This window comes from Coleofasciculus sp. FACHB-542, assembly GCF_014695825.1.
In the GTDB taxonomy this organism is placed as follows: Bacteria; Cyanobacteriota; Cyanobacteriia; order Cyanobacteriales; family FACHB-T130; genus FACHB-T130.
Map to the genome: position 1 here is coordinate 31,358 of NZ_JACJPB010000039.1, position 25,251 is coordinate 56,608.

At 48.0% G+C, this 25,251-nt stretch carries 21 protein-coding genes; 8 read left to right on the top strand and 13 right to left on the bottom strand.

What is annotated here, in order from left to right:
- Window positions 1–15 precede the first annotated feature (15 nt).
- The 3 genes from H6F52_RS14265 to yidD all read right to left on the bottom strand — a co-directional run bounded on the left by H6F52_RS14265 (window position 16) and on the right by yidD (window position 3,525).
- Window positions 16–1,665 (bottom strand): ABC transporter substrate-binding protein, encoded by a 1,650-nt coding sequence (locus H6F52_RS14265; RefSeq protein WP_190535676.1) that lies wholly within the window; start codon window positions 1,663–1,665, stop codon window positions 16–18.
- An 85-nt stretch (window positions 1,666–1,750) separates the two neighbouring features.
- Window positions 1,751–2,767, bottom strand: coding sequence for a TOBE-like domain-containing protein (locus tag H6F52_RS14270; RefSeq protein ID WP_190429500.1), 1,017 nt, complete (start codon window positions 2,765–2,767; stop codon window positions 1,751–1,753).
- A gap of 281 nt (window positions 2,768–3,048) precedes the next feature.
- Window positions 3,049–3,525, bottom strand: a complete 477-nt coding sequence (gene yidD, locus H6F52_RS14275; protein ID WP_190535678.1) for a membrane protein insertion efficiency factor YidD — start codon at window positions 3,523–3,525, stop codon at window positions 3,049–3,051.
- Window positions 3,526–3,708: 183 nt separating this feature from the next.
- On the opposite strand from yidD, the gene chlP reads away from it, so the two are divergent.
- A complete protein-coding gene (chlP, locus tag H6F52_RS14280; RefSeq protein WP_190412958.1) occupies window positions 3,709–4,929 on the top strand; it encodes a geranylgeranyl reductase in 1,221 nt (406 codons plus the stop codon).
- A 201-nt stretch (window positions 4,930–5,130) separates the two neighbouring features.
- Here the strand turns inward: chlP and H6F52_RS14285 are convergent, their stop codons facing one another.
- From H6F52_RS14285 to mnmA, 6 genes are all read right to left on the bottom strand, one after another.
- Window positions 5,131–5,934, bottom strand: a complete 804-nt coding sequence (locus H6F52_RS14285; RefSeq protein ID WP_190535680.1) for a phytanoyl-CoA dioxygenase family protein — start codon at window positions 5,932–5,934, stop codon at window positions 5,131–5,133.
- 171 nt (window positions 5,935–6,105) lie between these two features.
- Window positions 6,106–7,128 (bottom strand): hypothetical protein, encoded by a 1,023-nt coding sequence (locus tag H6F52_RS14290; RefSeq protein ID WP_190535682.1) that lies wholly within the window; start codon window positions 7,126–7,128, stop codon window positions 6,106–6,108.
- 300 nt (window positions 7,129–7,428) lie between these two features.
- Window positions 7,429–9,894, bottom strand: a complete 2,466-nt coding sequence (locus tag H6F52_RS14295) for a caspase family protein (protein ID WP_199300558.1) — start codon at window positions 9,892–9,894, stop codon at window positions 7,429–7,431.
- 102 nt (window positions 9,895–9,996) lie between these two features.
- A complete protein-coding gene (sat, locus tag H6F52_RS14300) occupies window positions 9,997–11,211 on the bottom strand; it encodes a sulfate adenylyltransferase (protein ID WP_190535684.1) in 1,215 nt (404 codons plus the stop codon).
- Between the two features lie 133 nt (window positions 11,212–11,344).
- Window positions 11,345–11,920, bottom strand: coding sequence for a hypothetical protein (locus H6F52_RS14305; RefSeq protein WP_190535685.1), 576 nt, complete (start codon window positions 11,918–11,920; stop codon window positions 11,345–11,347).
- A gap of 412 nt (window positions 11,921–12,332) precedes the next feature.
- Window positions 12,333–13,388, bottom strand: coding sequence for a tRNA 2-thiouridine(34) synthase MnmA (mnmA, locus tag H6F52_RS14310; RefSeq protein WP_190535687.1), 1,056 nt, complete (start codon window positions 13,386–13,388; stop codon window positions 12,333–12,335).
- A 246-nt stretch (window positions 13,389–13,634) separates the two neighbouring features.
- Here mnmA and H6F52_RS14315 point away from each other — a divergent pair, with 246 nt between their 5' ends.
- Both H6F52_RS14315 and H6F52_RS14320 read left to right on the top strand, forming a co-directional pair.
- A complete protein-coding gene (locus H6F52_RS14315; RefSeq protein WP_190535689.1) occupies window positions 13,635–14,471 on the top strand; it encodes a hypothetical protein in 837 nt (278 codons plus the stop codon).
- Between the two features lie 96 nt (window positions 14,472–14,567).
- On the top strand, window positions 14,568–16,175 hold the full coding sequence (locus tag H6F52_RS14320; RefSeq protein ID WP_190535691.1) for an NAD(P)H-hydrate dehydratase: 1,608 nt from the start codon (window positions 14,568–14,570) through the stop codon (window positions 16,173–16,175).
- Window positions 16,176–16,386: 211 nt separating this feature from the next.
- Here H6F52_RS14320 and H6F52_RS14325 read toward each other — a convergent pair whose 3' ends face one another.
- Complete coding sequence (locus H6F52_RS14325; protein WP_190412966.1) at window positions 16,387–16,755, bottom strand: aspartyl protease; 369 nt, start codon at window positions 16,753–16,755, stop codon at window positions 16,387–16,389.
- Window positions 16,752–17,072: a hypothetical protein gene (locus H6F52_RS14330; protein ID WP_190535693.1), complete on the bottom strand. Its 321-nt coding sequence runs from the start codon at window positions 17,070–17,072 to the stop codon at window positions 16,752–16,754. Before H6F52_RS14330 ends, H6F52_RS14325 begins: the two co-directional genes overlap by 4 nt.
- 158 nt (window positions 17,073–17,230) lie before the next feature.
- Here H6F52_RS14330 and H6F52_RS14335 point away from each other — a divergent pair, with 158 nt between their 5' ends.
- Entirely contained in the window at window positions 17,231–17,716 is a 486-nt protein-coding gene (locus H6F52_RS14335; RefSeq protein WP_190527495.1) for a gluconokinase, GntK/IdnK-type, read from the top strand.
- Between the two features lie 50 nt (window positions 17,717–17,766).
- Here H6F52_RS14335 and H6F52_RS14340 read toward each other — a convergent pair whose 3' ends face one another.
- On the bottom strand, window positions 17,767–18,369 hold the full coding sequence (locus tag H6F52_RS14340) for a hypothetical protein (RefSeq protein WP_242028977.1): 603 nt from the start codon (window positions 18,367–18,369) through the stop codon (window positions 17,767–17,769).
- 189 nt (window positions 18,370–18,558) lie between these two features.
- Window positions 18,559–19,386: a fasciclin domain-containing protein gene (locus H6F52_RS14345; RefSeq protein ID WP_190535695.1), complete on the bottom strand. Its 828-nt coding sequence runs from the start codon at window positions 19,384–19,386 to the stop codon at window positions 18,559–18,561.
- 698 nt (window positions 19,387–20,084) lie between these two features.
- On the opposite strand from H6F52_RS14345, the gene H6F52_RS14350 reads away from it, so the two are divergent.
- The 4 genes from H6F52_RS14350 (at window position 20,085) to H6F52_RS14365 (ending at window position 24,947) form a co-directional block, all read left to right on the top strand.
- The gene (locus tag H6F52_RS14350) at window positions 20,085–20,354 is read left to right on the top strand and encodes a GlsB/YeaQ/YmgE family stress response membrane protein (protein ID WP_190412970.1); all 270 of its coding nucleotides are present in this window, start codon (window positions 20,085–20,087) and stop codon (window positions 20,352–20,354) included.
- A gap of 355 nt (window positions 20,355–20,709) precedes the next feature.
- Window positions 20,710–21,510: a glutathione S-transferase family protein gene (locus H6F52_RS14355; RefSeq protein ID WP_190412971.1), complete on the top strand. Its 801-nt coding sequence runs from the start codon at window positions 20,710–20,712 to the stop codon at window positions 21,508–21,510.
- Between the two features lie 144 nt (window positions 21,511–21,654).
- Window positions 21,655–23,394 (top strand): ATP-binding protein, encoded by a 1,740-nt coding sequence (locus H6F52_RS14360; protein ID WP_190527488.1) that lies wholly within the window; start codon window positions 21,655–21,657, stop codon window positions 23,392–23,394.
- 563 nt (window positions 23,395–23,957) lie between these two features.
- Window positions 23,958–24,947, top strand: coding sequence for an RNA polymerase sigma factor, RpoD/SigA family (locus H6F52_RS14365; protein WP_190412973.1), 990 nt, complete (start codon window positions 23,958–23,960; stop codon window positions 24,945–24,947).
- The last annotated feature ends 304 nt before the right edge of the window (window positions 24,948–25,251 follow it).

The following is a 25,251-nucleotide window of genomic DNA, read 5'->3' on the forward strand; positions in this document are numbered from 1 at the left end:
ATTCAAAACTCAAGACTATTTGCTAATTGTCCAGAAGGCGAAATCCTGGGTGGGGTTGATGCGGAGACCGCTGACACCTTTTTGGGTAAAGGCGAAGTCTTTACTTTGCCAGAGTGGAACGTAAGGTACGTCTTTCGCCAGTAGGTCTTGAATATCCGCAAAAATCTTCTTGCGGGCTTCGGGGTTTTGCTCTTTTCGTTCTTGGGCAATCAGCTGGTTCATGCGATCGCTGTAATAAAAGGAACCCTGATTCTGGCTTGCGCCGTCTTCACAGCCGTTTGCCGCCGATCCTTTCGGACACTCCAGAAATGGCTGAACATAGTTGTCAGGGTCGAGAAAGTCTGGATACCAATCCAGTAAGACGGTCTGATAAAGACCTTGGGAGACGCTTTTAAAGAAGGTAGCAGAGTCTACGGTGTTGACTTCAAATTGCAGCGTTCCTCCCAGTTGTTGATCTGCCACTGCTTTGAGGGTACTGGCAGCGAGTCGGCGAGTCGGTGAAGTCGAGGGATACCAAATTTGCAGCTTCAAGGGATTGGTAGGAGAGTATCCCGCTTGCTGCAACAGTTGTTTTGCTTTTTCGGTATTGCCGTCCCCGTATTGGTCTTTAAATACTGGCTTGTAGACATCAAAGGTAGTGGGCACCATGCTGTAGAGGGGTTCAGCTTGATTTTTGAGCGATCGCTCATTCACCAAAGGTCGGTTGACGATGGATGCGATCGCACCGCGCACGACTGGGTTATCTAGCGGCTTACTCTTGGTGTTCAGCACCAGAAAGCTAGCAGCACTCCCCTGAGACTCGATCGCTTGCCAGCTCCCTTTGGTCGCCCCATCTTTCAAGCTGGCAATTTGGTCGGGATCGAGGGATAGGTAGGCGACATCCACGCCTCCCGTGCGAAATGCGTTAAACAAGTTGGCTGAATTACTCAGCACTTGCACGTCAATTCCTTTATTTACTGGTTTCTCGCCCCAGTATTGGTCAAAAACATCCAATCGCTGCGACTCACTGCTAAACTGAGCCAACTTGTAAGGGCCAGTACCCACAAATGTGTTTGGCTTGAACTTTCCAGCGCCAATTTCATAAGCTTTCGGTGAAACCGCAGCGGCACCGGAAAATGCCAGCAGGGCGGGAAAAGCAGCAAACGGCTTTTTCAGCTTAATCGTTAACTCATAGTCGCCAGTTGCCTTCACTGAGTCCACCGCATCGCCGAGAAGAAATGACGGCTTTCCTTTATTTTCGATAAAGCGTTGCAGGGAAAATTCCATCGCTTTGGCGTTAAAAGGAGTGCCATCGTGGAAGACGACGCCCTGACGCACAGGAATGGTGTAAGTTAACCCGTCTGGACTCACTTTCGGCATTGCCGTCGCCAGTTGCGGCTTGAGTTGGGTGCTTCCCAATTCGTAGGTATACAGGCGATCGCTCAGGTTATAGAGCAAGTAGACGGCTGCTAGCTCGTAATTATCTGCCGGGTCCATCGTCCGTGGCTTCTGGGTGGTACCGATGGTAATCCGACCCGAATTGGTACCACCAGGACTGGGAGAAGTCGCTGAATCAGACGCCGGTCGCTTCCCACAGCTGATCGCGAGAAAACAACAAAGACAAAACAGACAAAAGAATTGTCCGATGAACCGCCACCGATGAATAGACAGGCGTCCCCACTTCATAACTTAACTATGCGCTCTTTCAAATCGACTTAGATATCTAATTAAAGCCGATTCAGCTGAAAGCTGAGTGTTGACGCCTGAAGTGCTAGATCGAAAAATACAGCGGGAAAGATTTCGCATCCTTTGGTTTGACGAATACTCGCTGTTGCGGCTCCAAATCTAACTGGTCGAACCGCTCTCGCGTGATATGAGCCGTGACGACCTGACCATCGTCTAGGATTAATTCCGCCTGAATTTCCCAGCCGAGATGAATCAAGCGGTTCACTCTTGCCGGTACGGAGCTGCCGTTGGGGTTCGTGTCTACGACGACATCATGGGGACGCAGGAAAATCTCTGCTTGGGTCGAATCAAACCCGTTTGCCTCGAAAATGCGGGAAGTGCTGGGCAACACATTCACCGGGCCGATGAAACTCATGACAAACGGCGTCGTTGGGTGATCGTAAATCTGAGCGGGTGTGCCGATTTGTTCGACTCTGCCTTTGTTCATCACTACAATTTCATCGGAAACTTCCATCGCTTCTTCTTGGTCGTGGGTGACGAACACGGTGGTGACGTGGACTTCATCGTGCAGGCGTCGCAACCAAGCCCGCAAATCCTTACGCACTTTGGCGTCTAAGGCTCCAAAGGGTTCATCTAGCAGCAATACTTGGGGTTGAACTGCTAGCGCTCTGGCTAAGGCAACTCGTTGTCGCTGACCGCCGGAGAGTTGGGAAGGGTAGCGATCGCCTAGTCCGCTTAGTTGCACTAACTCCAGCAATTCTTCTACCCGCGCCTTTACTTTGCCTTTGGGAGTTTTTTGAATCTCTAAGCCAAAGGCAATATTTTTGCGGACGGTGAGGTGTTTAAATAGAGCATAGTGTTGGAATACAAACCCGATGTTGCGGTCTTGAACGCTCTGATGAGTAGCATCTTGACCAGTCAACCAGATTTTCCCGCTATCTGGCATTTCCAGACCGGCGATCAGTCGCAGCAGTGTAGATTTACCAGAACCCGAAGGTCCTAAAAGCGCGACCAAGGAGCCTGATTGAATTTCTAAGTTGACTTCGTCAACGGCTTTAAAACTGCCGAACTCTTTAGAGACGTTTTCAACAACAATGCCCACTACTTTCGACCCCTAGACAAGAATATTTTTTTAGCTATCCTAATCTGGGTTTTCATTGACCCATCAAAGTTCAGGATAGACAAATCTCCGGTTTATCGATGAGATTAACGTACATATATACCATACCTAAAATCTATTTGCATTAATTGACATTTGCTAGAAACCTGGGGGTCAACAAAACTCGCAGGCAAAATGAGAACAGTTAGATTTTGCCTGCTCTCCCCCACAGTATTCTTAAATTAAGTTGAAGTCGGGGGGTAACAAAAAGAAGGATGAATGTTTTATCCTCCGCAACTCCCGCAATCTGCGACTCCACAATCTATCCCAGAGCCACAATCTGCGACTCCACAATCTAAGGAAGCAAAATCCATTTCAGAGAAACAATCTAGCGCTTCACAGCTCAGCTCTGAGACACCTGTAACACAATCTACAGCACCATAATCATCACAGTTGCAGCCCCAGTTTCTATTTCTGCGTTCGCGCTTGGAGCGATCGCTATCAGCTTGACTGCTATACCTGGCTTGCAAAATTTGGTTTGCGATTTTACAAGCTCGGAATCGTTGGCGCACCGTGGCGATCGCCCCCACCAAACCCTGTTGTGCAATCATGCGCTTGGCGTACTGAGAGCAAGATTCCCCCTTGTAAAGCAATCGATGAGCGCAAGAAAACCCTTTGCGGGGTGAAATGTGCCTCTGATAGCCGCCGATAGAAGCGATCGCGATTTGCCGAATTGCAGAATCGAGGGAAGGAGCATTCATAGAGTTGGAGCAAAAATCTCTGGAGTGATTGGGAGTAGCTACAACCCCAGGAACCGCGATTTAGTTTTCAATGTGTTAAGCTCTGTTGCAATTCAGTCACAACCTGCACGATCCTGCTGGGACAACCGAAAAGTCCGTGATACCATCTCACCTTGTAGCCGTAAGAGAATCGGGAGAATAGCTTTGGTACTACGGGTTGCTGTTGTGGGATCGGGTCCGGCGGGTTCCTCTGCTGCCGAAACGCTAGCAAAAGCTGGAATTGAGACTTACCTGTTTGAGCGCAAGCTAGACAACGCAAAGCCTTGTGGCGGGGCAATTCCGCTATGCATGGTGAGCGAGTTTGACCTACCGCCTGAGATTATTGACCGGCGGGTCAGAAAAATGAAGATGATCTCACCTTCCAACATTGAGGTAGATATCAACATTGAAAAAGAACATGAATATATCGGTATGTGTCGCCGCGAGGTATTGGATGGATACCTACGCGATCGCGCAGCTAAATTGGGTGCAAATTTAATTAACGGCACTGTTTATAAACTCGATATTCCCACGGGCAATACTGACCCTTACACCTTGCACTACGCCGATCACTCGAACGGTAGCGCTGAAGGGGAGATGAAAACCCTGAAAGTCGATCTGGTGATTGGGGCAGATGGGGCGAATTCCCGCGTTGCGAAGGCAATTGACGCCGGGGATTACAATTATGCGATCGCTTTCCAAGAGCGCATTCGCCTGCCAGAAGACAAAATGGCTTATTACAACGACCTGGCAGAAATGTACGTCGGGAACGATGTTTCCACCGATTTCTACGCCTGGGTATTCCCCAAATACGACCACGTCGCTGTTGGCACCGGCACCATGAAGGTGAACAAAGCCGACATCAAAAATCTGCAAGCAGGCATCCGCAAGCGTGCCGCTAGAAAACTCGCAGGCGGCGAAATCATCAAAGTAGAAGCTCACCCGATTCCAGAGCATCCCAGACCCCGCCGCGTTGTCGGTCGCGTTGCTCTAGTGGGAGACGCCGCTGGTACTGTTACCAAGTCTTCAGGAGAGGGAATTTACTTTGCTGCCAAGTCGGCGCGGATGTGTGCAGAAACCATTGTCGAAACCTCCAACGGTGGCACTCGCATCCCCACAGAAGCCGACCTGAAGCTGTACCTGAAGCGTTGGGATAAGAAATACGGCATCACCTACAAGGTGCTAGACATTCTGCAAACCGTCTTCTATCGCTCTGATGCCACTCGCGAAGCCTTTGTGGAAATGTGCGCCGACAAAGACGTGCAGAAGCTTACCTTCGATAGCTACCTGTACAAAACAGTCGTTCCGGCAAATCCCTTGATTCAGATGAAAATTACTGCCAAAACGATTGGTAGCTTGTTACGGGGTAACGCGCTAGCTCCTTAGTGGTTTCTATCGGTAAGCAGAATTTGAAAAGCAAAAAAACCTAGAACATTAACAAATGGTTTTTCACCCAGCGTTGGAGCTTAAGAATCCAACGCTGGTTTTTTTATCCTCGTAATATTCAGATAGCGCTCCTCTGAGAGTTTTGATTGACGACAGAAGAAGACCGACCGCTACTTGAACTTAGAACAGTCACAACTAAACTTAGTAAGCGAACGATTGATAAACCTCAACCTCGGATTTATCGTTTACGGATTCCACAATCGGATTAAAACGCAATAAGTGACGGGCGCGTTCGGAGAGTGTATCTAGGGTTGCACGCGGAATATTAATCGACACCTCAGGACGAAACATCCAGCGGCGACTATAGCCAATTACAACCATCGGACGCGGTATTTCCGTGTAGTTAGGAGTACCCCGGTGCAGACCCCGCACATCCCGGATCATCACATCACCCAGTTGCATTGTGACAGGTTCTAACTTGACTTCTCCAGACTCCATGCGGCGCAGTCCTTCCTCTTTGGAAATCATGTGCGTACTGCGCGTAATCTCCATTGGCCCGTTTTCCAGAGTGATATCTACAAGTGGAAAGTTGACAGCTAATTGAAATGGCGGCGTTTCTGTACCCATTTCGGGGAAAAGTGGCGGCGCATCTCGATGCACGTCTTGATATTCAGACCCCAGCAAAGGTGTGTCAGTTGCTAGTTGGCACATCACTGCATCTTTGCCTACTAATAACTCTACAAGTGCCAGAATATCGTCATCTTCGTAAATACTAGGATCGGCAAAAGGAGCCGTGAAAGGAAGGGTTACATAATAGCGGGCTGAACCGCGATTGCGAAGCTTGCCTTCGCGGACAATGTGATCTTCTAGCAAAGGCGTGAAAGCTTCACGCCAAGAATTAAGTGTTACCGGGGAAAAGTGATTGGGCAACACACAATAGCCATCGTTCAGAACCGCTTGGGCGAACGATTCGATTTGTTGGTGGTTATAGCGCTTTGTCATCATCTTTTGATTTTAGCGATTGAGTATAGCGAATGGCTGTAGTTTAAAGTTTTATTTATGATAATTAATAATCCAACAATTAGGCGTTTTAAAGCCCTCACCTTTAAAGAGAAAGCGTTTTTTTGTAAATTTTAATACTTAATAAATAAACCTACAAAGAGAGTTTAGATAAAACTATTCATCCAATAGTTGCTTAAATAACTCTTCTCCTCGGATTGCGATAAAAGCCTCGTCATTTCTAGCGATTTCTTTATACCTAGGCTCAATATCAATTGCCCATTGTAGGTTTCCGACTGCTAGATTAAGGCGGTATTGCATTGCATAGCAGCGAGCATTGTTATATCGAGCTTCCGAAAAGTTTGGTTCAATCTTAACCGCTAAGTTATAAGATTGATTTGCCTCTAAATATCGACCTTCAGAGAAGCAAGAATTACCTAAAATCAAGTAATCATTGGCGTTTAAATCAAGATTTTGATTGACAGATTCTGTTTCTGCCACTCTTTGCTCAGACACTGCATCGTTTGTTTGAGCTATAGGCTCCGATAGGGTATCGGAAACCAGTTCATGATTTTGATAAAAATGCTCAAAGTTAGAGGTTTCAACTTCTCTATCTATAACGGTCGGAATTTTAACAGCTTGTGCGTAACTGAATTTTGCAATTTCTTGTTGTACACTTTGTTTCTGTTCTTTTAGGTCTTTTAATATAATCTGAGCTTGGGATAAAGTTGTATTTAATTGGTTTAAAGTATCCGTTCCACAAAGATTAGCTTCTTGCGGTAAAGCAGATTGTTCTAATTTTAAGTTAGCCTTGACTGTCTCTTCTATTTGTCTAGTAAGTTGTTCTTGTAGTTGCGCGAATTCCTTTTGAGCATCTGAAATTATTTGATTTGTCATACTGCGACGAAGCAGAACGGCACTAACAGCGATCGCAATCGGAAACAGCGTCAGAACAAGTACCAAAGTATTGAGCAGCGTGGTGATGCGGCTAAAGGCTCGGTCAACTTCAGCTTGGACGCGATCGCGTATCTCTTTCTCTTGCCGCAGTCGTTCTAGTTCCTCTCGTTCTTGATTCGACAAGGTTGGAGGTGAATTAGGCTGGGGTTGGGCAGTGGTAGCAACGGCAGATACTAGCAGGGAAGAAAGCGCCAGTGCAGGAAGCGCAAGCTTTGCGATCGCAACCAGATTGGGAATTTTCATTTTTCATCCTGTTAGCTTTCAGTCTTAGTATTCCCAATCCGTGCCAAAACTATCAGCCGATGTGCATTTAATTTGCAGATTAGTCGCAGAGGATTGGAAATGGGGAATGGGTAAAGACTTTTTGAGTTATAACCCTTGGCTTCGCTCAATGCCAGGGGTTTGAATTTTGAATTAAAGAATGCTCTTCTCACTCAAAACTCAGACGCGATTTATCGCGTCTCTAAAACTCAAAACGCTAATTTCCCCTTCCCAGTCCCAACCCATCGGCACATCTGAAATGTAAAGGTAGGGCGATCGCTTTTAAACCACCTGATAAATAAAGCTGAGTGTTGCCCAGCTTCTCACATCTAGAGCGTAGGAGTCAGAAGAGACAGCAATCGTTTCGGTAGGGACTGAAGCGATCGCTTCGGTTTCCCCTTCATGCCGCTTCCCTAACGTACTCGCCTGATGCAAGTCTTGCAGCACCGCCTGCGCCACACTCAGCGGCTTAAACAACTCGCCCACTCCCTCTCCCTTCAACCCGCGAATTGATGCTACAGCCGCCATCGTCTGGGTAAAGGGTGCCGAGGAGCAAATTAGAAGAGTTTCTTCTAACCCACTAGGACCGTGAATCGTCAATTCAAAAGAGCCAGAAGGTTGTGGCACGAGCAGGGTAGCACCCGCCTCGACGACCAGCTCTTTGATCGTTGGTTTCGCATCCGGACTGTCCCCGATTTGGGGAAATTGCAACGGATAGAGAGCAACACCAGCACCGCCGCTATCAACGCCGATAAGCATCAAATAGATCGGGCGATCGCTATAATTTTGAACTCGGTACTGGATGCGGCTACCGATGGGGATGGCGGGGATGCCTCCCTCAGAAGTAATTTTTGAGTTGTCGAGACGCGATGACTCGCTTCTGGAATTAGAATCCACAACGGCGTCCCCTGTCATCCGCAGCGTTTCTCGGTTTAGCAGCACCTTTTGGTTGGGATAAATCATCTCCAACGTTGCTCTCACTCCCAAGCGGGAAGACCCTTCATTGATCGTCAGACGCAATAATTTCGCTGTCAGCAACGTTTTCAGTTTGGGCACTAACCGATTCACAGCCGCCTTCACCGCCTCACCCGATTCCCCAACGGTATTGGGAATCAAATCCCGACCGAGAGAAAATAACCCATATCCCCCCTGATAATCGGGTGTCTGCGCCTTGCCAAACAAATAATCGGCGGGTTGCTCTCCTGCCGTTACCACGGATGATACAGCGCGAACGCTGGCAAAAGCACTGGTAGCATCCACCCGTTCAATTCGCTCCAGTCCGGCATCTAAGGCAATTGTCAAACCTATATTTTTGGGCAACACCCGGACGGATTCGTGAACCAGTTGCCCCACTTGGAGGCTAGAGAGGCTAGAAGTGTCTGTGCTGCCGATAACTCGCGCCTTGGCGGTGAGACCCTCCTTGGAACGAATGTGGAGTTGCAGTTGAGTCGGAACTGAGGAAACTTCACCTGTCGCGTTGCTGTCTGGAGTCTGAGCTTCCAACATAGGTAGGGAAGCACTCAGCTGAGAATTCACTCCGTAGTATTCCAAAACGGGTGCAGGTAATCCTGCTAGCCACAGATGTACCGTTTTACCGCCCTCTTCCACCGCTGTAACGACGCCATCCGCACCGATACTAATTTCCGGCTGATAGGGTAACAAGGAAGGCTGGTTACTTTTTTGACCGCTCAACTGGGGTTGTTGCTCTTTCCCCGCCAGCTGCTCGACGATCCCAGCTGCTCGACTGAAACTGACTTGAACCGTAGTGGGAGGAGTCGCCTGCCAGAGATGTTGCGTCAGGGCATAGGTGAACAATCCAGCGCTGAAACCGCCCCAAGGAGCCTCTGCCGCCAGTTGACTGGGTCCAGCCGCTGCCAGCACGATTCCAGGCATCTGACCGGGCTTATACTGCTTATTGAGCTGTTCCCGCGAAGATTTGAGACGCAGCAGGAGTTGTTCCTGAAAAGCGAGTTCCTCGTCACTCGCTTGCTCTGCTAGCGGTTGTCGGGCAGAACGAATCCGCAAGTTGCCGTGGAGGAGAGTATCGGCGTCAGTGTAACTGGTATCCAGTACCGTTGTGACTTGGTCTGTGGGAAGCGATCGCAACAGCAACAGCAGAGTCTCTTCCAACAAATCATTCGCCGGTGCCCCTTTCGTCAGCAGCACCCCATCTACTGGCACCAAACTATTTTGAGTGTTGAAGACTGTAGGCGTTAGCTGTGCAGCCGCAACCCTTTCCCCGTCCCCAAGGGTAGACTCAGGACTGAGTGAAGATTTATCGGCACCCAAAGTCCTCAGTCCATTCTCCTCAGCCCCGATTCTGACGCGGCTACCGCAGCCGCTGAAGTGGAACAAGACAACATCTCCCGCCGCCGCCTGCTCTGTGAGATGCTCCAGAAAAGCAGTTTCAATATTCTGCCGCGTTGCTTGGCTATCTGTCAGCGTCAGAATATCGCTAGGGTGAAAACCAAAGCGATGAATCAAAAGTTCCCGTTGCAGTTCTACATCTGTGACACAACCTTGGAGAGACGGAAGCGATCGCGTCTCTGTCCCACGCGGATACTGATTAATTCCTACCAGTAGCGCTAACTTCCGCCCACTCGGTTGTGCCAGCGCCTGATAATAGCGATCTAGCAGAGGCACCGCAAAGCTTTGATCTCCCAGTAGAGATAGGGCCGTTTCGCTTACGCCCAGCGCCGCTAGCGCCAACCCCGCCCGTTGCAGAAAACTTCGCCGATTCAATCCCATATCAGCCATTAGCCATTAGCCAGTACTCGATCAGCCTATCAGGGGCTAGGCTTTAGAGAATAGAAAGAATGGCAAATTTTCAAATTTAAGTCGCCTCCCCTCTCAAATTTCAAATTTGAAACTTGCAATCTTAAATTTGCTTGCTTCCTCTGGCACCTGCATCGCCCTTGCCAATTCTGCCGCAACTTCTGGACGAGAAAACTCTGGTGGTGGCAATTCACCCCGACGTAGCATTTCTCGCACCTTCGTTCCCGATAGATGAATGCGTTCAGCGGGAGTGCTGGGACTCGTCTTTGTCGTCGCCATTGTCTGCGTGCGCGTGCAGTAGAAGGCGTGTTCAAACTTCATCGGCGTGATGCCCAATTCACCCGGCTCAAACTCATCAAAAATGTGCTGAGCATCGTAAGTTCCATAATAATCGCCGACACCCGCATGGTCGCGTCCAACGATGAAGTGCGTACAGCCGTAATTCTTGCGAAGCAGGGCATGGAAAATTGCCTCTCTAGGGCCAGCGTAGCGCATCGCGGCGGGATTAATTGCCAAAATTACCCGGTCTTGGGGGTAGTAGTGTTCCAGCATAATCTCGTAGCAGCGCATCCGAATCTCTGCCGAGATGTCATCATCTTTAGTGACTCCCACTAAGGGATGCAAGAACAAGCCATCTACGGTTTCTAAAGCGCACTTTTGGATATATTCATGCGCCCGGTGGATGGGGTTGCGAGTCTGGAAGCCGACAATCGTTTTCCATCCCCTTTCTTTGAACATGGCGCGAGATTGAGCGGGATCGATCTGGTAATTAGGGAATAAAGGATGAGAGTCGCGTTGCAACAGCCAAACTGAACCCGCGAGATTAATTTCCCCTTGCTTGTAGACAACCTTAACGCCTGGGTGCTTTTCATCGTGGGTACGATAAACATTCACCGCCTCGCGGGTTTTGTCGTAGCGATACTTTTGTGTGAGTTCCATAACCCCCACAAATCTACCTGTCGGGTCATCCAGACGCACCAAACTGCCTTCTTTGAGATTCGCCGCAATCGACTCATCCACCGAAAGCGTGACGGGAATTGCCCACGGTAGCCCATTGGCAAGCCGCATTTCAGTCACTACGCGATCGTAGTCTGCTTGTTCCATAAAGCCAGTCAGCGGACTAAATCCACCAATGGCAATCAACTCTAAATCCGATGTTGCTCGTTCGTCGAGTTGCACTCTGGGCAGAAAGTCGGCTTTATCGAGAAATACTTGTCGTTGTTCTGGTGTTGCGATGCGATTAATTAGCTGACCGCCGTGAGGTGCTATGCCGTCTGGACGCTGACTCATATCGAATTGTTAATTTTAGCTGCAAAAAACATCGTACCAATATATAGAACCGGACGGTGAAAAACCTAACCCCCCAGTTCCCTTCTCTTGGGGTTGAAGAGGAGCGATTTTTCAACTAATGTGTTTGCGCTCATTATGCGATCGCTTCCCATTCATCCAAGGTAACTTGAAACTCTTTATAGACTTGTTCCATCGCTAACTCCTCTGTTTCAAAGTAACCTTCTTCGGAAGCTCCCCACTCCTGCGATATTTGAAAGAGATAGAAACCAGAGTCAGGTATGTATTGCACAATTCTAATTTCTTGAGGTGGAGATAGCTCTATTTTTTCCCCATTTACATAGCGATACCGACGCACGACTCTGGTAGATGTATGCTGCGAACTTAGAAACACACGATGCTTTAAGATGGGCAATCGTTGTTTGAATAATTCGAGTAGCTCAAAAAAAACATCTAGAGCTTTGGCTTCGTCTCCAACTTCTTGCAAAATAATGTTATTCCATCCTGCTGTTGATGATTCCCAATTGTAATATCTAGCAATCCAATCATGAAATTGTCCAAATGGAGGAATTTCTTCTAGAATAGCAACATTATTTGTTTGTCTAGCAAAATAGTACCCGGAAATAAATGCCTTTAATAAGGTAATAGACTTCTTTCCCAAGTACATACCAGGTCTAGGTTTTATTCTTTCCAAAAGCTCATAGATAGGCATTTTTGAAGGGATATAAAGGTACCAGACAGTATCTTGCTTTACCTAGAAACAGGACAGAATTTTTAATTCAACCGTTTTCAAGAGTCGATGCAGGAAATGTATAACATTACGGCACGGATAGGATAATATAATTAGCTTCTATTCTGCGGCTGCAAGAGATGCCTCGGATAACTTTTTGGTGCTGTTTGAAGAATTTTAGAATCTGTAATGGCTTCACTTATCCAGTTTTAATCAGAAAAAAGTCTAAATTAAATTCATGATTTTCCCACAAAATTACCTCTGTAGCTGATTAAATATGGATAAAAAAGAGGCAAAAGACTTTATCTTTGCCTCCAAATAAATTATCTATTTCTTGCGGAGGACGCTAAGTATAATTCCCTTTGCGTATCTTGGCGAGCCTTTGAGTTTCTAATTACTCAAACCTGTCGATGATGCCACCGCCGAGTACAATGTCTCCATCGTACAAAACCGCAGCTTGTCCAGGGGTAATCCCGAACTGAGGTTCATCGAAGACAAGCTTGATTCGCGAATCTTCCAGAGGAATTACGGTGACTGGCACTGCCTTTGAACGATAGCGGACTTGCACTTCGGCGCGGATGGGACTGGTGGGTTCTGGGATAGAAACCCAGTTTAACCGCGCTGCGGTGCATTCAGGCTTGTGAGTGCTAGCGCGATCGCCTACAATCACTCGATTCCGTACCGCATCCAACGCCACCACATACAGCGGTTCCGCCGCCGCAACACCAATTCCCTTCCGCTGTCCAATCGTGTAGTGATGAATACCCGTATGCTGACCTAACACCTTCCCGGACTGGTCAACAATGTCCCCCGTCTGCTGGGAAATGTACTTGTCTAGAAACGTCTGCATGGAACCGTGGGATTCAACCAAACACAAATCCATACTTTCTGGCTTATCAGCGGTTTTTAAGCCGAATTCTGCGGCGATACGCCGAGTTTCTGTCTTGTGTAGTTCTCCCAACGGAAACATCGATCCCGCTAGCATTTCTTGGCTCAAATCGTACAAAAAGTACGACTGATCCTTAGATAAATCTACAGCCCGACGTAGCTGATAACGTCCCGTTTCTGCGTCATACCCGATCCGCGCATAATGACCCGTGGCAATTTTATCAATCCCCAACTCTTCAGAGGCATAGCGCAGCATCGGGCCAAATTTCACCGCCTTATTGCACTGAGAACAAGGCAACGGAGTAATCCCCGATTCGTATCCCGCAACCAGGTAATCGACTATATTTGCCTGAAAAACATCCCGACTATCAACAATGTAATGGGGAATGCCCAACTGTTCGCAAAGAGAAGCCGCATCGACCATTCCCTCAGAACAGCATTGACCTTTACCCTTCATTAGCCAGAGGGTAAGACCAACAACTTCATATCCTTGATGATGGAGGGTGGCAGCTGCGACGGAACTATCAACTCCACCGGAGAGGCCGACGACGACTTTATTCATAGAACGAAAAAGTGAATTACTGAATTATCAGTTTTTTCTTTTCTAGACTAACACTTTGATAATCGTCATTTGTCTAGAGTGATTAGTCCTTTGTCTGTAGGCGTTATCAAGTTAGAACGTTCCAACCTGACAATATTCCAACGTTTTAATCACTAATGATGAAGGACTGATGACTAATTATGCTAGATTGACTACAAATTTTGTCCGCACAATTCCTGGAAGATCGCCGAGGAGAGCTGATTTTAAATGAGGAGCAATCAGCAGCGTTTACTCACTCATGGCAACAGGGAAAGAAAAACCTGTTGGCTGTTGTCCCTTGCCTCGTGCTTGTTCTGGGGTGGATATTTGCTCATTCCACGCCCGATTCCAGCAGCAGCCAGACCTCTCCCTACACCACCTGATGTGCTTCCTGGCTTACCTACATCACCAAATACTCCGCCAGCGTTTCCTCAAGATACTTTGCCCTCGATTTCACCGAATCCTTCGGGCAGGCGTGAGATTGAATTTCAGGCACCACCACCAATTACACCTAGCAGAAGGACACCCAGCAGAAGTAGAGATGAGAATTCTCCCCCGGTGCGTCGGAATTCTCGTCTCTTTGGGGTTTTTATTAATGGGGATAGCCCACTGTTGTTAGCCCAAGTCCGAAAAATAGAACCCGAAGCTTTTGTGCGGTACGGCGGGGGTGTAATCCAAGCGGGAGTATTTGCTGATGAAGTTAAAGCCCAGCAGCGGATTCGGGATCTGGAAGAATGGGGCATTCGGGCGAAAATTAGCGCTTATTCTGAGGAGAATTTTGATGCTGATGCAGAGAATTTCGATTCTCGTCCAGTCACTCGTAGGGATGAAGTGGAGGAAGTTACCTATTTCGTTGTGATTCCAGGGAGTCAGGAGTATTTACCTGACATTGCTGCCCACATGATCCGGCTGGGGTTCCCCAAGGATGAGGTGTTTCAAAGAGAAGTACCACGCGGACCCCACGTTGCGGTCGGCCCTTTTGAGAATCAGTCACAAGCAGAACGCTGGAGTCGCTTTCTTCGGTCTAATGGTATGGATGCGCGGGTTGTTTATTTCGGTCAATAGCGCGCCCCTGCGTAGGGGCGGGAAGACCTTGCCCGTGCTTATGCTGAATAAGATAAAACTTAGAACTCACAGGAATCAGCACTGAAATTGGCACAGATGCAACAAAGGCAGGAAAAGATTCAGCAAATGGTGGTGACTGCCCAGCAGATGCGCGAGATTGAAGGGCGTATCTTTACTGCTGGAATGCCGGTGGCGGCTTTGATGGAAAAGGTGGGGGGACTGATTGCCAGTCGAGTTCAAGCGCTTTATCCTTGTTTCCCCCCCTCATTCCCCCCATTGACGGGGGGAGGTAAGAAGGGACTGCGTGTAGGCGTTTTGGTAGGGCCAGGTCACAATGGGGGCGATGGGTTGGTGGTCGCCCGTGAGTTGCATTTTCAGGGTTATGAAGTTGTTATCTATCGTCCAATTGCCAAGCTGAAAGAATTAACTTTGCAACACGCCCAGTATGCTGAGAGTTTGGGCATTCCCTGTGTTGAGGAGATTGAGCCGCTACAAGAATGCGATCTCATTATTGATGGTTTGTTTGGGTTTGGGTTGGAAAGAGCGATCGCAGAACCGATATTTTCTGCGATTCATCAACTTAATCAGTGGTCTAAGCCAGTCATTAGTATCGATTTGCCTTCCGGTTTGCACACCGATACTGGGGAAGTTCTGGGAACGGCGGTTCGTGCAACTCACACGTTTTGCTTGGGCTTGTGGAAATTAGCATTTCTGCAAGATCGAGCCTTGGAATCTGTTGGAAAAGCCGAACTGATTGATTTTGGTATCCCGGTGGCGGATATCTCGGCGGTACTGGGTGAGACGCCCAACATTCAGCGGGTGACACCGGCAGTTGCGATCGCGCATCTTCCGATTCCTCGCGCCGCCGTGACTCACAAGTACAAACAAGGTCATCTGCTGCTGATTTGCGGTTCTCGCAAGTATGCGGGAGGGGCAATTTTATCCGGTTTGGGAGCCAGATCCAGTGGCGTCGGGATGCTCTCAATTGCGGTGCCAGAATCCCTGAAACTTTTGTTGGTGGCTCAATTACCGGAAGCGCTGATTATCGGTTGTCCAGAAACCGAGACAGGTGCGATCGCATCTTTGCCAGAAGAAATTGATTTGAGTTCGTATAATGCGATCGCTTGTGGTCCCGGTTTGACAAAAGATGCCACGTCAGTCGTGGAAAAAGTATTAGAAAGCGATTTGCCGATTGTTTTAGACGCTGATGGCTTGAATATCCTCGCCCAGTTCAATACAATTTCAACCCTATCTAAACGACAAGCACCCACTGTTCTCACGCCTCATACAGGTGAGTTTAAGCGTTTGTTTCCAGATGCACCCGATGCCATGAAAGATCGGGTGAGTGCAGTTCGGGAAGCATCCCAGCAGAGTGGGGCAGTGGTACTCCTGAAGGGGGCAAGGACTGCGATCTGCCATCCTGGTGGCTCAGTATGGATTGTTCCCGAAAGCACTCCCGCTTTAGCCCGTGGCGGTAGTGGAGATGTGCTAACGGGGCTAATGGGTGGATTGGTCGCAACGGCATCTCAGCAAGAGTTACCCATCGCAGAGATGGTGCAAAGTGCGGCTTGGTGGCACGCTCAAGCCGGAATTTTGGCAGCCGAGGAGCGGACTGAGTTAGGAGTTGATGCGTATACTTTGACTCAGTATTTGATGGCAGTTGTGCATAGAGCTTACGGCACTGCGATCGCCACGGCGTTCTAGTATTCTTGGCAACAGAAGGAAACAGCGCGAAATTTAGCCGTATCGCAGCGGTATTGCTTTTAGCAAATGGCTTCTTGTCACTGCAATTCTTCTCTGTTATCAGCCGAATTTAGTTGAAAATATTGTCGGGTGGTTGTGGGAAATGATGATGGAAGATTAGAGAAATCGCCGTTGTTTTTTATGAAGCGCTTGGAAGGCGATCGCTTTCTCCTTACTCTTCTCCTAACGTCAGCAAACCTGCTTTTCTATCTACTACTAACCGCCGATTTTCTAGCCAGGGTAAACCCAGTAAAACCTCGGTAATTTCTTCACCCCCTAAAACGGGAATAGTAAACTCTTTACCCTCCATAACAACAGTTCCTCGATAAAGATTAAACGTTGCTTCTCCCCTTGCTGTCTGCATTTGCTCTTTCTTGACAAATGACCATCCCAAACTCTCTACATCTTGGATATCCATTACCAACCAGTCAGTGAATCCGGTGTCTAGCAACGCATTCACTGTAACTAATGAACCATCATCCGCGATTAAGTCAATCTCAAAAAATAGCTCGCCCTTCTCGCCAAAATAGCCTTGGATCATATTCTGCCGCAAGTCCCGGTTCCATTCAGGCGCATTGCCATCAGCACTGCTGTAGGGTGCTTCTGCTTGGCTTTTTGGAAACTGACTTCTTCATCGGGGTCAATGAAATAGTCTCCGCTTTCTGGCTCAATATGTATGAACCAGTCGTAATGCTCCGCGACTAATTCCGGGTAAACTTGGTTAAAAATTTCCCGACATCGCTTACCAAATGCTTCATCCTCAGCCTTGCGTTTTGCTATCTCTTCTGGAGAAAGCGGGGGGCGATCGGGAAAAATTCGGCTGCCACGCGGTACTCGTCTGTGGGTTTTCTGGGTCATGATTACCGTTCCGTAGTCGTGTAACTATTTAATAGTATATCTTTATGTAGGTGTGGCGATTTAATGGGCGCGATCGCTTAATTTCAATTATTTAAAATCGACAAGATTATGGAAGCGATCGCATTTTAAAATAACTGAAACGGATTAGTAATAAAAAAGTGATTATTCTCGTCATGGGCGTATCTGGTAGCGGCAAATCTACCGTCGCCCAGCTACTCGCACAAGAACTAAACTGGGGCTTCAGCGACGCCGACTGCTTCCACTCAACCGCTAATATTGAAAAGATGAGCCGAGGCATTCCCCTGACCGATGCCGACCGAATGCCGTGGCTGCAAGCAATGCAACACGCCATCGACCAATGGCTACAGGAAGGCAAGAATCGGGTACTAGCGTGTTCTGCCTTAAAAGAATCCTATCGTCAGATGCTGTGGCGAGATCCACAACAGATGCGCCTCGTTTATCTCAAAGGGAGTTTTGAGGCGATCGCGCAGCGGCTGGAGGAGCGTCAAAGTCACTTTATGACCAAAACACTCCTGCAAAGCCAGTTTGACACCCTTGAGGAACCACAGAATGCCCTCTGGGTGGACGTTTCCGAGCCGCTGGACGTAATTGTGCAGCAGATTCGCAGGCGTCTAGAAATCTAAAGCGAGCGATCGCATATCATTTCAAATCCACTGTCTCGCCACAGGCAATCCTAAAATCTCAAACCCACACCACCCTGCACTGAAACAGCAGTACCACCGCCATCGCGGTAGGCATCAAAAGCAATAATCGCATTGCCAAACAGAACAGCATTGCTGTTGGGAACGACGTAATCAATCCCCGGTTGAATCGCAAAACTGGTTTTATCCCCTACCGGCGAAGGTGTCCGATTCCCACTGCCAAAAGCAACGCCTGCACCCACATAGACATCTGTTTGCCAGTTGAGGGGGATATCATAGGAAATCGTTGGCACAACCGCTGGACTCGCCCCAATTAGCGCTTGTGCCCTTAAGGAAAGGGGAGCTTGCAAGAGTTTGTAGCGTACAGCAACCACCCCACCGATTTGGCGACCTTCTCCAAAATCATTATCATTAATCCCCACTGTAGCACCAACACCCACATAGCTGCCGTATGCTGCTTGAGCCGATGCTGGCTGACAAAAAGCAAACCCTATCTTACCGGAAGCCGAATCGGTTACGGGAAGCAAAAAGTAAAACGCAAAAAATAAAAAGTAAAAAAGGCTTTTTTTTACCTTTTTCCTGTCACCTTCTAAGGCGACTCCTTCTTGCAGAAATAAATCCTTGAAACGCTCCATTTCCCCACTCCTCAGCGCCCATGAAGCAAAATGCTCCATGTTTGTGTCGATTGTATTCTAATTTATCCTGAATTTCCTCAGTACCAAATTATTCATAGCCAGAGATAAAAAACACCGCCCCAAGCTTTCTCGGAACGGTGTTTATTCTTTTGAAACGTTAGCGTTACAAACGATGACTCTGTTTCACATCTACTTGGTCGGCATCGGTGGCATAATCACCTTGTCAATCGCATGAATGATGCCATTAGTGGCTTCGATGTTAGCCTGAGAGACATTGGCGTTGCCCACCATCACGCCATCGTTTCCAACCTTAACGGTGACTGGGCTGCCTTCAACTGTCGTCACTTCTCCAGATTTCAACTGGGAAGAACTCACTTTGCCGGGAATGACGTGGTAGGTCAAAATCTGAACCAGCATCGCTTTATTTTCTGGTTGCAGTAACTTTTCGACAGTGCCTTCGGGTAAAGCTGCAAATGCTGCATCAGTCGGTGCAAAAACCGTGAACGGTCCTTGTTGTTCGAGGGTTTCGGTCAAACCTGCGGCTTCCAAAGCAGCAGTTAGAATTTTGAATGAACCATTTTGGGCAGCAAGCGCAACCAAGTTGCTACTTGAAGGCATCGTCCCTTGTGTAGCAGCCGGGTCAGGACCTTCGCCGGGGGCTGGCATCATCCCTTCTGTGGCAGGGGGCTGAGTGCTGTTGCTGGGGGATTGCATCATCCCTTCTGTAGCAGGGGGCTGAGTGCTGTTGCTGGGGGATTGTATCATCCCTTCTGTAGAAGATGGCTGCGGCTGAGCGCCTTGGCTAGGGATAGCGGTAGGGGATGGTACGGTTCTTGGGGTCGACTGAGCGCTGCGATCGCGATTGTAGGGCGGCTTGCTGAAAACGTCTGATTGAAGAATTTCAGGGTTGGGATTCACCTGGGCACCAGCTGGCAGACCCATAAGGGTACTAGCACCGATAACTCCCATCAGGCTAGCCAGTTGTTTAATCAAACTGTTGCGTTTTTGATTGGTCATTGCTAAGGGTTTCCCTAAAAACTTAGACTTAGTTAAGTTCACATTTTGTTACATATGTTTACCTCTGCCTAAAGTGTGAGTTCCTCTGCCAACCGATGGGGAAACCGGGACAACACAGGGGGATTGAACAATCTAAGTAGCTAAATAGGCGAAAAGGTGCAACTTATTTCTTATTAAGAATGTCAGCGTTAGCTTTCTTCGTGGCGGCTTGTTAAGAGTTAGAGGTTGCAAGGCGGCTGGTATGCTCTTCAGACTAAAAGGAGAATTTTGTTGCGATCGCGCCTACGTTTACCCACGCTCATCTAGGCAGAAACTATTTCTATTTCGTAGCGATTCCGGCTTTTCTCCCTCCTGCCTACTTTCTGTTAGGGGAGTAAAAAGTTCGCGCGTCTGACTAAATAGAGCTTTGTTCTCCGCTTTGCTGAGGCTAGCACCGCTCTCTCCACTGGGCGAGTTGAGTCATGATTGCCGTTTCTGGCTTCAACCGCCCTCAGTCAGCCAAAATTTATTGCAATCGAGTTAATTAACTGGAAATACTACTTCTTTATATATAAACAAACTTAAGCAATAGCTTCATTATCTATGCCTTTTGATTATACCCTCTGATAGAGGTGGACAATTAAGCCAGCTTGTTATTCTAATAACAACAAAAAGATAACAACATCAACAAAAAACATTAATAAGAACGGAGCAAAAAAATGGGAATTATTGCTTGGATTGTTTTAGGTCTGATTGCAGGTGCGATTGCTAAAGCTATTTATCCCGGTCATCAAGGCGGCGGTATCCTCGCCACAATGGTATTAGGTATTTTAGGTGCCTTGGTTGGTGGTTACTTAGGCCAAGTTTTACTGGGGTCATCGGGAGGCGCAGCCTACGGAGCGTTGACAGTACCGAGTATTGCTTTTGCTGTTCTAGGCGCAATGGTTCTGCTATTCCTGTGGGGCTTGTTAACTCGCCAGAGAGCTTAATTAAGGGTTCCCTTTTATTACCATCTAGCATTTAGAAAGCACCCCAGCTTAGCCTGGGGTATTTTTATTGGGTCTATTTTGTGTTACAGCCGTCGTTATTTGGCTGCATTTAATAGAGCCAATTTGCTCATTTTTTATTAAGAATAAAAATAAAGCCATTTGAACTAATTTTTTAATTTGGTAAAATTGTAATTTTCCAAGTTGGATTTTTTATCAGTAAAAATAAGTAATTCAATAAGTGTAACTGCCCAAAAACAATAACTTTTGCTTTTAGTTCCAGCGATGCAAATAATAACAATAGTAGGCTAAAAACGTTAGATTAACAGTGTTACTTAAAAATAGAAGGAGATAAAAAATGCTGGAGTTGTACCAATTTGAGCTATCCCACTACTCCGAAAAAGTGCGACTGCTGCTGGATTATAAAGGTCTGCCCTACCGCAAAATTGAGGTAACGCCAGGAGTGGGACAGGTAGAATTGTTCCGCATGTCTGGTCAACGACAGGTACCTGTCCTGAAGGATGGCAATACAGTAATTGCTGATTCGACAGCGATCGCTAAGTACCTCGATAAGCAATATCCCGACCGACCCCTAATCCCCGTTGACCCGAAACAAAAGGGACTGTGCTTACTGATTGAAGCCTGGGCAGATGAATCTATCGGTCTCAAAAGTCGTAAGGTGTTGTTTGGGGCACTCAGCCAAAATCAGAGCTTCCGCACCTCGATTTTACCCAGCAACACGCCAGATGCTCTCAAGACTCTCGTGGGGGCACTGCCTGGTGAAGTGCTGAATCTCCTGGGTCTTGGCGTCGGATACGGCCCCGATGCCGTACAAGCGGCGACAGAGGATCTTCAGCAAGACCTAGAGAGCCTATCCCTGCTACTATTGGAAAGCCCTTACTTAGTCGGCGACTATCCAACCTTGGCAGATTTTGCCGTCGCTGGGCTGAGTATGCTGATTAAATTTCCCTCTGGCCCCTATCTTGACCTTCCCGAAACCCTTAGAGGCAAAGGAATCCCTGGTTTGGCTGACCGTAGCGCTTACGAGACATTTTTCAACTGGCGCGATCGCCTTTATGCCGATTATCGCAAACCCCTAAGTGCCAACACAACCGCCGGAGCCACAGGCTCAACGCCAACATCAATTGAGATAGATTAGGCAATCCATTTTAGATTTTAGATTTTGGATTGGTTGAAAAATCCAAAATCTAAGATTGAGCGAATAGTTAGGCTCCGAGAATTAGGGTAAACTTTGGATGCCTAAGTGTTCTGAAGCAACACTAAAAAGACTCCAGAAGCGATTATGGAAATGCCATTAGGGTCGGTAATTCAAGGCTCCCTCAGTCAGGGACTAGAAGTAAGACTACATCCCGATATTTCTGTAGAGGATATGCGGGTTGGCAAATTTCTGGTAGTCAAAGGTGCCCGTTCAGATTTCTTCTGTATGCTCACAGACGTTTCGCTGGGCACCTCCAGTCAGCGAATTGTTGCCAACCCTCCCAGTCCAGAGGACACTTTTTTGCAAGCGGTTCTAGCAGGGAGTGGCACCTATGGCACCATCAATCTGACGCCGATGTTAATGCTGACACGAGAAGCAACAAAGTCAGTAGGCGCTTATGTGGTGGGTGCCGAAAATCCTAACTCCAACGGCAAATCCAACGGTGCAACTCTGGGATCGTTTCAACTACAAAGCAGTGCTGATACTGAGATGGAGTTGATGCCCGTTAAGACAATTCCCAGTCATTTCAGCCAGGTTTATGATGCGACGGAACGCGATTTCCGCGCCGTCTTCGGTTGGGAAGATGACCCCACTCGGTGCAACTTCGCCATCGGTCAACCTTTGGATATGGATGTGCCCGTATGTCTGGATTTACACCGATTCGTGGAACGCAGCAACGGCGTTTTCGGGAAATCTGGCACCGGCAAATCCTTTCTCACCCGCTTACTCTTATCTGGCATCATCCGCAGGCAGGCAGCGGTCAATTTAATTTTTGATATGCACTCGGAATATGGCTGGGAAGCTGTCCGCGAAGGCAAACACTTCAGCACTGTCAAAGGCTTGCGGCAGCTATTCCCAGGACAGGTGCAAATTTACACCCTTGACCCCCAATCTACCAAGCGGCGCGGGGTGCGTGACTCTCAGGAACTGTACCTCAGCTACGACCAAATCGAAGTCCAAGACATCATGCTTGTGCGGAATGAGTTAGGTCTTTCCGAAGCAGCTTTGGACAATGCCAATATTCTGCACGCCGAGTTTGGCAACTCCTGGATTGTCCAACTGTTGAATATGACCAACGAGGAAATCCAGATGTTCTGCGAGGAGAAGAAGGGTCATAAGGGTTCAATTATGGCGTTGCAGCGTAAGCTGATGCGCCTGGAAAATCTCAAATATCTACGTACTGCCTGTCCCCACAACTACGTCAATCAAATTTTGCAATGCCTCGATGCAGGTCAGCACGTGGTGATTGAGTTTGGTTCTCAGTCAGATATGCTCTCCTATATGCTGGTGACGAATATGATCACCCGCCGCATTCACAAAGCTTATGTAAGTAAGTCTGAATTGTTTTTGCAGACCAAAAACCCCATCGATCGTCCTCAGCAGCTAGTCATTACGATAGAAGAAGCCCACCGCTTCCTTGACTCCGCCATCGTGCAAAGTACCATTTTCGGTACAATTGCCCGCGAGATGCGAAAATACTTTGTCACCCTTCTGGTGGTAGATCAGCGTCCCTCTGGAATTGATAATGAGGTGATGTCCCAGATAGGTACCCGCATCACGGCTTTGCTAAATGATGACAAAGACATCGATGCCATTTTTACCGGCGTCTCTGGCGGCATGAGTCTGCGTTCCGTTCTAGCAAAATTGGATTCCAAGCAACAAGCTTTAATTTTGGGTCACGCGGTTCCAATGCCTGTGGTGGTGCGGACTCGTCCTTACGATGAAACGTTCTACAGAGAAATTGGCGATACTTGCTGGGAAGAGATGCCAGACGATGAAGTGTTCGCTGCGGCTGAAGCCGCTAAAGCTGATATTGGTTTTTGATCGTGGTTTTTAATTCGTAGTCAATAGTCCAATGATTATTGACTACGGACTTCTAGGCAAAAATAGTTCGGTTATCCCACAAGGACTAGAGTACCCGTTGAAGGGTTTTCCGTGGATGATTATATATATAGGACACAGATAGGACGCTTTTAGCTAATGATTTTCCGGGTGGTACTCAAGGGTTAACAGGAATTTGCCAGAGCAGCAAGTTTAACCCAATCGGATGAACCTTTCAACCTGGAGCGTCGTCTATCATTAGTGATACGATAGAAATGTAAAACAAACTCATACCGACTTTGACTTTTTAGCCTTTATTACCTATCAGGAGTGGCTAAATGGGGGTCGATACCAGCTCTTTAAGGCATCCCCCAGCCGAAAGGTTTGACGATTAGCTTTTTGTGTGTTATGTTTGCCTATTCAATTGGGTAGGCGATCTTTACAACTTTTGCAGGATGTGTTCCACTAATTGACCTAGCTACTCTCATTGTAAGAGCTGGCAATCTCCCGCTAAGGTCAACCCCTGCTACAGAATTGTTGCTTGTTTACGGAGTCACCACTCACTCATGCCCACTGCCAACACCCTAAAAAAGACGACTAAACAACCCACGTTTACGGCTGATATGGTTCGCACCTATCTGCATGAGATTGGGCGCGTGCCCCTGCTGACCCACGAACAAGAGATTGTCTTCGGCAAGCAGGTGCAGCAAATGATGGCGCTGCTGGAGGCGAAGGAGACCTTGGCTGAGACATTGCAGCGAGAACCAACTCATCAAGAGTGGGCAGACCATGTTAGCTTGAGTGAACCCGAACTTGACCGGATAATCAAACTGGGAACGCGGGCAAAGCGCAAGATGATAGAAGCTAACTTGCGTCTAGTGGTCGCGATCGCGAAGAAGTACCAGAAGCGTAACATGGAATTCCTGGATTTGATTCAGGAAGGTACTCTCGGCTTGGAACGCGGCGTCGAGAAATTTGACCCGATGCGCGGTTACAAGTTTTCGACCTACGCCTACTGGTGGATTCGCCAAGCGATTACTCGCGCGATCGCTCAACAAGCCCGTGCGATTCGTTTGCCCATCCACATCACCGAAAAGCTTAATAAAATTAAGCGGGTGCAACGGGAACTAGCTCAGACGCTTGGTCGCAGTGCTACCCCCGGTGAAATCGCTAAGGCGCTGGACTTAGAACCCGCCTTGATCCGCGAGTACTTGAATATCGCCCGTCAACCAATTTCTCTGGATGTGCGCGTTGGCGATAACCAGGATACCGAACTGCAAGACCTTCTGGAAGACGAAGGGCCAACCCCTGACCATTATATGACTCAGGAGTCGCTGCGGCAAGACCTGGACGATCTTCTGGCAGAACTAACCCCACAGCAGCGGGAAGTGCTAACTCTGCGCTTTGGATTGGAAGATGGTAACGAGCTATCTCTAGCAAAAGTCGGCGAACGCCTAAGCCTCAGCCGCGAACGGGTACGCCAGCTAGAACACCAAGCCCTCGCCCATCTGCGCCGTCGTCAGGCGAATGTCCGCGAGTATATCGCTGCTAGTTAATTGTAGAGGCGGGATCGACCCGCTATGCTCCTGCCTCCCACATCATCCTATAGCGATCGCTCCTAAAACCCGTCCTTACAGCTAAGTAAGGGCGGGTTTTTCAGTCATTTCAATCCCCGCTTTTAGCCCCTGTCGAGTAGATGTGTCTACCTGTTGAAGTTTTTTGTAGACATCTAAAATCTGTTACTGCTCTTTTTTTGTATTTTTGTAAAGTTTCGTAACGCAGTTCGGGAACTCAAACGGCTGCCGGTGAAGTCATCCACAGTTAAGGAACAAGCACTACAGACAAGCCCACACTGACCCG